Annotated in this window: 9 protein-coding genes; 6 read left to right on the plus strand and 3 right to left on the minus strand. The window is 61.3% G+C overall.

The genetic code is table 11. The features are described 5' to 3' along the window. Window positions 1-81 precede the first annotated feature (81 nt). Window positions 82-3,819 (minus strand): AsmA family protein, encoded by a 3,738-nt coding sequence (locus tag PH552_RS28040; protein WP_113249350.1) that lies wholly within the window; start codon window positions 3,817-3,819, stop codon window positions 82-84. A 247-nt stretch (window positions 3,820-4,066) separates the two neighbouring features. After that, the gene (locus PH552_RS28045; RefSeq protein ID WP_113249351.1) at window positions 4,067-5,479 is read right to left on the minus strand and encodes an FAD-binding oxidoreductase; all 1,413 of its coding nucleotides are present in this window, start codon (window positions 5,477-5,479) and stop codon (window positions 4,067-4,069) included. 315 nt (window positions 5,480-5,794) lie between these two features. On the opposite strand from PH552_RS28045, the gene PH552_RS28050 reads away from it, so the two are divergent. From PH552_RS28050 to PH552_RS28065, 4 genes are all read left to right on the plus strand, one after another. After that, window positions 5,795-6,568, plus strand: coding sequence for a transporter substrate-binding domain-containing protein (locus PH552_RS28050; RefSeq protein WP_245430431.1), 774 nt, complete (start codon window positions 5,795-5,797; stop codon window positions 6,566-6,568). Window positions 6,569-6,631: 63 nt separating this feature from the next. Then, window positions 6,632-7,303: an amino acid ABC transporter permease gene (locus tag PH552_RS28055; protein WP_112343889.1), complete on the plus strand. Its 672-nt coding sequence runs from the start codon at window positions 6,632-6,634 to the stop codon at window positions 7,301-7,303. Next, a complete protein-coding gene (locus PH552_RS28060) occupies window positions 7,300-7,959 on the plus strand; it encodes an amino acid ABC transporter permease (protein ID WP_112343888.1) in 660 nt (219 codons plus the stop codon). Before PH552_RS28055 ends, PH552_RS28060 begins: the two co-directional genes overlap by 4 nt. Further along, a complete protein-coding gene (locus PH552_RS28065; RefSeq protein WP_113249352.1) occupies window positions 7,937-8,662 on the plus strand; it encodes an amino acid ABC transporter ATP-binding protein in 726 nt (241 codons plus the stop codon). Before PH552_RS28060 ends, PH552_RS28065 begins: the two co-directional genes overlap by 23 nt. A 16-nt stretch (window positions 8,663-8,678) precedes the next feature. Here the strand turns inward: PH552_RS28065 and PH552_RS28070 are convergent, their stop codons facing one another. Next, entirely contained in the window at window positions 8,679-9,566 is an 888-nt protein-coding gene (locus tag PH552_RS28070; protein WP_483315512.1) for an AraC family transcriptional regulator, read from the minus strand. Window positions 9,567-9,580: 14 nt separating this feature from the next. Between PH552_RS28070 and PH552_RS28075 the strand changes: the two genes are divergently transcribed. Together PH552_RS28075 and PH552_RS28080 are read left to right on the plus strand one after the other, a co-directional pair. Continuing rightward, window positions 9,581-9,988, plus strand: a complete 408-nt coding sequence (locus PH552_RS28075; RefSeq protein WP_113249354.1) for a DUF2000 family protein — start codon at window positions 9,581-9,583, stop codon at window positions 9,986-9,988. A gap of 94 nt (window positions 9,989-10,082) precedes the next feature. Further along, the coding region (locus PH552_RS28080; protein WP_285166446.1) for a transposase at window positions 10,083-10,325 on the plus strand (243 nt) is incomplete at its 3' end.

Below are 10,325 nucleotides of genomic sequence, written 5' to 3' on the forward strand. Positions count from 1 at the left end.
TCTGGCGAATTTTGGCAGGCGCCGGAAGGACGCAGACGCTTCGAAGGCTGGGCAATCCCGCCTTGCCCGCAAAGGCATATGCTATTGCGCAACCCCCGGCAATTCATTGAAATTCAACGGCGCATTCGTTTGCGGCGCTTGGCCGTTGAGTGCCGGCGCGCGCTGCGTTTCGGCCCTTGCCCGCGCTTCGGCGGCTGCTCTGGCCTTGGCTTCCTCTTCCGCCTGCTGCTTGGCCCTTGCCTCTTCCTGTGCTTGCTTTTGGGCGGCAGCTTGCCGCGCCAGATCGCGCAGGCGATTTTCCTCGGCACGGCGCTGCTGTTCGATGGCGGCATCACGCTGACGTTGAGCTTCGCGCGCGACGGCCGTAAATTTATAGAGCGCCACCTCGCGCCGGAGCCGCTGCTTCTCTAGCACGTTGGCCTGCAGGCGTTCGACACGCCGGCGCTCGCGCTCGAAGGCGCGCACCGACAGGAAGCTGGTGACGTCGGTCACATCCATCGTTCGTCCCGGTGCCGTAAGCGGCCCGGCAAAATCGAGACGCAAGGCCGGCTCGGCGCCACTCTGCGCCTCGGTCCCGGCATTGAAATCGATGCCGAGGGATCCGCGCATGCGCTCGTCCGGCAGGCTCATTTCCGCGTTGCCGGAGAGCTTTGCGACGTCATTGCCGGTTGCAATATTCGTCGCGCGCACCACGCCCGCGGAAATATTGAAGGGTATGCCCGTGGCCGGAAGCACGGCTTCGCCATTGTTGAGCAGCGTCTGCACGATCGGCAGCACCTTGGTGGCAGTAATATCGCCCTGGATCTGATCTGTCGCCGAAAGCAGGGGCGACAGGATACCGAGATTGAGACCGCGCACATGTGTTTCGCCAAGCTTGAGTTCTCCCGAGCCGCTGGCATTGGCCGCAAGCTCGGCAACGCTCCTTCCGCTCGCCTCGGCATTCACGGCGAAGCCGAAACGACCACTGGCGAGCGGTGCACCATCGCGCTGCCAGGCGACGGCCGCCAGATCGCCATCGGCAAGACTGAGCTTGGTCTGCAGCAAGCCCGTGCCGTCGGAATTGGCAAGCATGATGCTGCCGCTCAGCGTTCCCCCGTTCCATCCGCCGGTCAGATCGCTAAGCCGCAATTCCTCGCCCTTGTATGAGGCATTGGCGGTAAAATTCGAGACAGGCCCGAATATGCCGGGCCAAACCTGCTTGGCTGAAAGCTTGACGCCGATGTCGAGCCCGGTGAAGGCCGGCAGGCCAAGCTTGTCCTTGACAAGGCCACCCGTCTTCGTGTCTTCAATCGGTCCGTAGATCGCCTCGGCCAGCCAGCCGAAATCCGCCTTGTCGAGCGAGAATTCGCCCGATGCCCTGATGTTCGGCGCCTTGCGGTCGACGGTGAGCGCGCCCGACACGGTATTGTCGGCAAGCACCCCCTTCATGTCCGAGAATACGATCTTGTCCGGGCTCAGCGCGGCATTGGCCTGGAATTTCACCGGCAAGCCCGCGCCGGTCTGGGGGATGCCTATGCCGTTCATCACGAAATAGGGATCGAGATCGGCGCTTTCGAGCGACAGCGCGATATTCCCGTTGAGAAAGGTGTCGGGACGCACGTCGACCTTGCCGTTCGCGGTGAACGAGGTCTTGTCCGTGGCAAAGGTCAATGCCGCATCAGCCGGATCGGTGCCGTTGGCGGAGACTTTCAGCGTCAAGCGGCCATTGGCATCGGCTTCGACCGGCAGCGGATCAAGGCCGGCCTGGCCGAAGAGGATGGAGGTGATGGAATTTTCCAGCGTCCCCTCGAGCGTCGTCGTGCCCTTGCCCGCGAAGGCCGAGAGATCGGACATACGATAATCAAAATTGACGCGGCTGCCATTGGAAACGCCGGCCAGCGTCACCGTCAAAGCGCTGTCCTGGTCGCCGCCAAGCGTAACCGCTCCGCGAAGGGCTGTATTTCCATACCAGGCAGCATTGCGCACCAATCGATCCATGACGGGATGATGGGGCAGATGCTGGCGCAGCATTTCGAAGAATGGACCGGGATCGGCGGCCTTGAAGGTGATTTCACCCGAGCCCCTATAGTGCGAAGGCTCGCCGTCGGCGCGGCCGGTGGCGGTGATTTCAGCGCCGGCGACATTGCGCACTGAAAGCTTATCGAGCGTCAGCGCGCCGCCAGCGATGGAAAACGACGTATCGACTTTATCGGCCGGCACACCGAAGGCCGTGAACTTCGCGGCCTGCAGATGCGCAGTGATCTGGTGACCGAACAGGGTCTCGTCGCTGTCTTGGCCGGTGAAAAGCCCGGTCAGCGCCCGCAATGCGTCGAGATCGAGTGCATCGCCGGCAAGATCGACGGCAAGTCTCGGCGGGTCCTTGTCATTCGGAGCCTGGCGGTCGAGCCGACCCTTGAGGGTTGCCGAACCGACGGCGATCTCCAAATTCTCGAAACGTTGCTCTTCGTGCCGCAGGCTGACATCGGCAGAAAAACCGGCCTGACGCAGCTGACGGATCGACGGGTCCACCGAGCCCACCAGCCAGGAGGCCAGCCCGGAAGGCTGGTTGGAGGCGACCACCAGGTTTCCGATGAAATTCGGCTCGCCCTGCAGCATCAGGTTGCCCTGCGCCTCGACCTGCGTGCGCCCCGGCAGCGTGCCGATCGCATGGTCGATCTTCCATCCCGTTCCCGCTGGCTCGAGATCGAGCTGCACGTCGCGGATCGTCGTATCGCCGGCTACGATCGCCGGCAGCCGGAAGGTCGCTTTGCCCGGCACCTGCGGTACCGGGACTTCGGCAGCGATCGCGATCAGGCTGTTCAGCCGCTGACGCGCGGAGACGGTCGGATTCCGGTTCGTCTTGCCGTTGACGCCTTTGTTGTTGCCGAGCCGATTGACGTCGATCTGCTGACCATCGGCGGTCAACAGAAACTCCGGCTTGGAGCCGGTATCCAGGGTCGCCTCGCCAGTGACCACATAGGGATCGTTGTCGGCGCCGACTTCGAGGCGATATTCCGAAACGCGAATGCGATCATTCGTCAGTTCGAACCGCCCCTTGAAGCGGGGCTGCGCCTTCTGATCGGCGGAATTCTGGGCCTGCTTGTCGCTGACGTCAGCCGTGAAGGAACCCATATAGTCCGGCTTGCTGTTGACGAGCTTCAGCTCGCCGTCGAGATCGACATTCAGGGGATGGCGGTCGGGCATCAGTCGCGTGCGCACACGCAGGACGCCATTGTCATCGGGCTGGCTGCTGGAAACGGTGAAGTTGCCATGCTCGCCATCCAGCGCCGCATCGCCTTCCATACGCCAAGGCCCCGCCAGCGACTTCGCCGACATTTGAGCATTCAGGCCGGTGACATGCCGGGTACGGCCCGTCTGCTCGTCAATGAAGAGGATATCGCCCTCTTCCACATGGACGCTTTCGAGCACCACCGATTTAGCCGGAATCTCAGGCCGGCTGCCGCGCATCCAGTCGAGCGTCCCATCCTTCAACAGGCGCAGCCGTACATTCGGCTTCGATACGCGCATATCGAAGATCAACGCTTCACCGGAAAGGAAAGGGGCAAGCTCGGCGTCCATCGAGAATTCGGCGATCTGCACCAGCGGCGTGCCATCGGCCTCCTGGCCGACGCGGACATCGTGCAGCGTTACCGACGGAAACGGCAGAAGGCGGGCATCGACGGTGCCGTGAACGGTCACCTTCTTGCCGATGATGCGGCTCGCCTGATCCTCGAAATTCTTGCGAAAATCGGTCCAGTCTATGAAGAGCGGAGCGAGCAGCGCCACGAATAGCACCACCACGAGCAATCCACCCAGAAAAACCAGGACCTTACCTAACAATGCGCACTGTCTCCAATCTTCATTCCCAACCCATGCCAAACCCGACGTCAGAGCGCATTCGCGACATAGGCTGGAACAAGCACAGTTCTACCCGATCCCTGCCTGTGAAAGCAGCCCTTTTTAAGAGGGATGCCACCCCATCTAGCGCATGCATGCAGCTTTTCATGACAAAAACCGGAAAAGAGCGGCTGCAGCCTAGCGTCATTCGCATGCGTGGCAAGCCAAGATCATGAAAATATTCCGTCTTTCAGTGCCCGCGGAATATCTTTCCGGGATTGAAGATGGCATGCGGATCAAGCGACTCCTTGACCTGGCGCATCAGATCGACGGCATTGCCGAGTTCCTGTTCGAGGAATGCCATCTTGCCCTGCCCTATCCCATGCTCGCCCGTGCAGGTGCCGTCCATGGCCAGCGCCCGCGCGTTCAGGCGCGCGACGAACTCCTCGACAACCGCGATCCCTTCCGGGGTCTTGTCGTCGAACAGCACGAGCACGTGGAAATTGCCGTCGCCGGCATGGCCCACGATCGGCGCCAGCAGGCCATGCGCATCGATATCGGCCTGGGTTTCCGCGACACATTCGGCCAAACGCGAGATCGGCACGCAGACATCCGTCGACAAGGCAGCCAGCTCCGGTGCCAACGCCCGGCAGGCCCAATAGGCATCGTGGCGGGCCTTCCAGAGCTTGTTGCGCTCCTCCGCATTGCTGGTCCAAAGGAATTCGCCGCCACCGCATTCGGCTGCGATCTCGGCAAACTGCTCCGATTGCAGCGCGACGGTCTCATCCGTGCCGTGAAATTCAAGGAAGAGTGTCGGCTTCTCGTCATAGGTCAGGCCGGAATAACGGTTGCAGGCCCGCATCTGCATGGCATCGAGCAGCTCTATGCGCGCGACGGGTACGCCCATCTGGATCGTCATGATGACGGCATCGCATGCCGCCTTGACATCCGGAAAGGCGCAGGCGCCGCCGGCGATCTTCTGGGGAATGCCCTGCAGGCGCAGGGTGATCGACGTCAGCACGCCGAGCGTGCCTTCCGCTCCGACGAAGAGCCGCGTCAGATCGTAGCCGGCGGATGATTTCCTGGCGCGGCGGGCGGTGCGGATTTCCTCACCGCTGGCGGTCACCACGGTCAAGGACAGCACATTGTCCTTCATCGTGCCGTAGCGCACGGCATTGGTACCCGATGCGCGCGTCGATGCCATGCCGCCGATCGAGGCATTGGCGCCGGGGTCGATCGGGAAGAACAGGCCGGTGTCGCGCAGATAGGTATTGAGCTGTTCGCGCGTCACGCCGGGCTCGACCGTGCAATCCAAATCTTCGGCATTGACTTCAAGGATGCGGTTCATGCGGCTGAAATCGATGGAAATCCCGCCCTGCGGCGCATTGACCTGCCCTTCCAGCGAAGAGCCGGTACCGAACGGGACGACCGGAACCTTGTGTTCGGCACATGCCTTGACGACGGTCTGCACGTCTTCGCTCGTCTCGGGAAAAACCACACCATCCGGGAGCTGCGATGGGATATAGGTTGTGGTGTGAGCGTGCTGGGCGCGAAAACTTTCGCCGGTCTGGAAACGCTCGCCGAAGGCCTGCTTCAGAATACCGAGAACGGCGGATATGCCAGCCTCGTTGCGTGTTCCCGCCTTTGCATCAGCCAAAACCATAGTCCGAATCTCCCGTCGCAGTCATAAAAGGCGTTAACCTCTTATTGGTTCTATGGGGCATTTGGGGCGAGGCTGTCCAGTCATGAAAGTAAACGATTCGTGACGCACGGGTTCGGCGGCAAACAAGCATCGCAATAGCAATTGCTTATTTTTTAATCACGCCTGATCCGTCCGCAGCCAGAGATGAAGCGCTCCGTCACGGTATCAGCTGCCAGGGAGCAACATACCGCCGACTGGCATAGGTCTTGCCTTCTGCCTTCCAGCTTGAACATGCCACGATTGGAAGGACATTCGATGAAGCGCAGACAATTGCTCATGGCACTGGGTATCGCGATGCTGGCGGTGGGTTCGCTTTCGACCCCGCACATGGCTCGGGCGGATGCCTTGAGCGACATAACCTCGCGCGGCACGCTCCGCGTCGCCGTCCCGCAGGACTTCCCGCCCTTCGGCAGCGTCGGCACGGACATGGCGCCCATGGGCTATGACATCGATATGGCCAATCTGATCGGCGAAAAACTCGGCGTGAAAACGGAACTCGTTCCTGTCACCAGCGCCAACCGCATTCCCTATCTGCAGACGAACAAGGTCGATCTCGTGATCTCAAGTCTCGGCAAGAATCCGGACCGCGAAAAGGTCATCGATTTCTCCGAAGCCTATGCGCCCTTCTTCAACGGCGTCTTCGGTCCCGGAGATGTCGCGGCGGCAAAACCGGAAGACCTTTCCGGCAAGACGATCGGCGTCACCCGCGGCGCGATCGAGGATCTGGCGTTGACCAAGGTCGCGCCGCAAGATGCGACGATCAAGCGCTACGAAGACAATAACGGCACCATCTCCGCCTTCCTGTCCGGCCAGGTCCAGCTGGTCGCGACCGGCAATGTCGTTGCGGCGGCCATTCTCGCCAAGAACCCGCCGAAGAAGCCCGAGATGAAATTCCTCATCACCAACTCCCCCTGCTTCATCGGCCTGAACAAGAACGAGCAGGCATTGCAGAAGAAGGTCAACGACATCGTTGCTGCCGCCAAGGCGGACGGGACACTGAACAAGATGTCGCAGAAGTGGCTGGGCGCCGACCTGCCGGCCGGCTTCTGATCAACGCAGGGCCGATCCTGCCGTCATTCGGCAGCGGGATCGGTCCAAGGAGGGCTTTCTCCCATGCGATATCACTTCGATTTCGGCTGGCTTGCCGAATACTATCCTACGCTGATCAAGGGCGTTCTCGTCACGGTGGAGCTGACCCTTATCGGCGCTGTGCTCGGCATTCTCCTCGGAATTGCCTGCGCCTGGGCGCGCGCGCTCGGCCCACGCTGGCTGAAACCCTTCGTCGCGGCTTATGTCGAGCTGATCCGCAACACGCCGTTTCTGATCCAGCTTTTCTTTATTTTCTTCGGCCTGCCCGGTATCGGCGTGCAGATGAACGAGATGACCGCCGCCAATCTCGCGATGATCATCAATCTCGGCGCCTATAGCTGCGAGATCATCCGCGCCGGCATACAGGCCACGCCCCGCGGCCAGTTCGAAGCCGGCGCCAGCCTTGCCATGACCCCGTTCGAAACCTTCCGGCATATCGTTCTTGTACCGTCCCTGCAGCGCATCTGGCCGGCGCTGTCATCGCAAGTCGTCATCGTCATGCTCGGCTCCGCCGTCGTCTCGCAGATCGCCGCCGAAGATCTGACCTTCGCGGCAAACTTCATCCAGTCGCGCTCGTTCCGCGCCTTCGAAGCCTATTTCGTGTCCACGGCGATCTACCTCACGCTGGCGATCCTGCTTCGACAGGTACTCGCGGCCGTGGGCAAGATGATCTTTCCACGCAGGGTCCGCCAATGATCCAGTTCACCACATGGGATATCCTGCGCGGCCTGCTGCTGGCGGCACGCTGGACGATATTGCTGTCGCTTGTCTCCTTTGCCGGTGGCGCCATCGTTGGCGCGATCCTGCTGTTCCTGCGCATCGGCAAGGCCAGGGCCGGCCGCATCGCGGTCAAATATTTCATCGAACTGTTCCAGGGCACGCCGCTGCTGATGCAGCTCTTCCTGGCTTTCTTCGGTCTCGGGCTCTTCGGCATCGACGTGCCGGCCTGGTTGGCTGCTGGCGTCGCGCTCACCCTCTGGTCATCAGCCTTCCTGACGGAAATCTGGCGCGGCTGCGTCGAGGCGGTCGCCAAAGGGCAATGGGAGGCTTCGGCAAGTCTTGGCATGGGTTACCTGCAGCAGATGCGCTACGTCATCCTGCCCCAGGCGCTGCGCATCGCCGTGCCACCGACCGTCGGCTTCTCGGTGCAGGTCGTCAAGGGCACGGCCCTGACCTCCATCATCGGCTTCGTCGAGCTGTCCAAAGCCGGCACCGTCATCACCAATGCGACCTTCCAGCCGTTCACCGTCTACGGCTTCGTCGCGCTCATCTATTTTGCCCTGTGCTGGCCGCTGTCGAAAAGCAGCCAGATCCTGGAGAGAAAGCTCAATGTCGCTCATCGAAATCACTGAAGTCCGCAAGAGCTTCGGCGCCAACGAGGTCCTCAAAGGCATCAACCTCGATGTCGAACCCGGCGAAGTCATCGCCATCATCGGCAAGAGCGGTTCGGGAAAATCGACGCTGCTGCGCTGCATCAACGGCCTGGAAACGATCAATGACGGCTCGATCTCCGTCGCCGGCGCGCAGCTTCTGCCTGACGACTTGCATCTGAAGGCGCTCCGGCTGAAGGTCGGCATGATCTTCCAGCAATTCAATCTCTTCCCGCATCTGAGCGCGGGGCGCAACGTCATGCTCTCACAGATGGTCGTCAAGAAGACCGCCAAGGCCGAAGCCGAGGCCATGGCGCGGCGCATGCTCGATCGCGTCGGCCTCGGGCAAAAGTTCGACGCCTATCCGGATGAACTCTCCGGCGGCCAGCAGCAGCGCGTCGCCATCGCCAGGGCACTCGCCATGCAGCCGATCGCACTTCTCTGCGATGAAATCACCTCCGCGCTGGACCCGGAGCTGGTCGCGGAAGTTCTTGCTGTGGTGCGCGAACTGGCAAGCGAAGGCATGACGCTGCTGATGGTGACGCATGAGATGAAATTCGCCCGCGACGTCTGCTCGCGCGTCGTCTTCATGCACCAGGGCCGCGTGCACGAGATCGGACCGCCCGGCGAGGTCTTTGCCAATCCGCAAACGCCGGAGCTCAAGCAGTTCCTCGGCATCCATTGAGAGGCGGCAGGCCCCGCTAACCGGCTCTATGAACCATGGTGTTCCAGGCACCCGGAGCAATGCCGAATGCCTTCTTGAAATGCCGGGTCAGATGGCTCTGATCGGCAAATCCGGTTGCCGCGGCCACCTCCGCGATCGACTCTCCCGCGCCGATCATCGCCTTTGCCTGCTGCAGCCGCCGCATCAGCAGGAACCGATGCGGGCTTGTTGCGAAGGCGGCGCGGAAATGCCGCGCCAGTGCAAAGCGATCGAGACCGGTGATGCGCTCCAGTTCCTGCGAGCGCACACCCCGCGTGACATGCGCCTCGAGATAGTCCCGCGCAGTCTTCACCTGCCCCCACGCAATGCTGCCCAAGGGCCGTTGCGGCAAACGGGCATGCTGGACAAGTCCGTCGGTGAGCCGCGAGACGAAATCGTCGACGAAGAGCTCATCCAGCTCGCGATCGAGCTCGCCGAGCGCCGCCAGCAACAAGCCGGCGAGACGATTGTCTTCCACCACGGGGTCATCGACGAAAGGCAGGCCGACACGCGCCGCCTCAAGGCATTGAAACAGCACCGATGGTTCCAGATACAGCATCCGGTACACGAGCCCGTCTTCGGTCGCTGCCCCGCCATCATGCAGTTCGTCCGGATGAAGAATGATCACCCGCCCGGGCAGGCTGTAGCGCTGTTCGCCGCGATAGCGGAACGTCTGCACGCCGCGCATGGTAACGCCAAGCGCATAGGTATCGTGCCGGTGCAGTTCGAAGGCATCGCCGCGAAACTGCGCCTGGATGCGTTCGATGCCCGGATAGGCAGGCGCAGACAGGATGCGGTTGCTCTCCGGCGTCACGCACAAACGTTCAAGACCCTCGAAGATCTGTCCGGCTACATCTTCGTGCAATGTCCCATTTCCAGACTGCATGAAAGTGACCATCGATGTTCGATACCAAAATCGCGATCGTTTTGCGAAGCGACCTTCAATCCTGGCAAAAGCTGAATGTAACGGCCTTCCTGTCGACAGGCATAGCCGGACAAAATCCAGATATCATCGGAGAAGCCTATCGCGATCGTACCGGCAACGTCTACAACGCTTTGTCGATCCAGCCCATCATCGTGCTCTCGGCCGACAGGGAGAGTATCGCCGCGATCCACCGCCGCTCGCTGGAGCGTGGCGTCACGTCTTCCATCTTTATAGAAGAAATGTTTTCAACCGGGCATGACGCGGCCAACCGCGCCGTCTTTTCCGAATTCGCGCCGGAAGATGCCAAGGTCGTCGGCATCGCCTTGCGCGCCGACAAGAAAATCGTCGACAAGATCACGAAGGGCGCGAGCATGCACGCGTGATCGGACGCAAAGAAAACGGCCGGATCGTGAGATCCGGCCGTCAGACTGCTGACAAACCTCTGGCGTCAGCCGGAGGTTTTTGATTCAATGGGACATGCTGAAGAAACCTGCTCCCGAACAGACGGCTCTCGAGATGGTGACGCTCGACAGTCTTGTGCCGAAGGATCACCTTCTGCGCCGAATAGACGCGGTGATCGACTTCTCGTTCATCCACGATCGCGTTGCCGGCTTGTACTGCGCCGACAATGGCCGCCCGCCGCTTGATCCGACGCTGATGTTCAAGGCGCTGTTCATCGGCTACCTCTACGGCATTCGCTCCGAGCGGCAGCTGGTGCGC

This window comes from Rhizobium aureum (assembly GCF_030182495.1).
GTDB lineage: Bacteria > Pseudomonadota > Alphaproteobacteria > Rhizobiales > Rhizobiaceae > Rhizobium > Rhizobium tropici_C.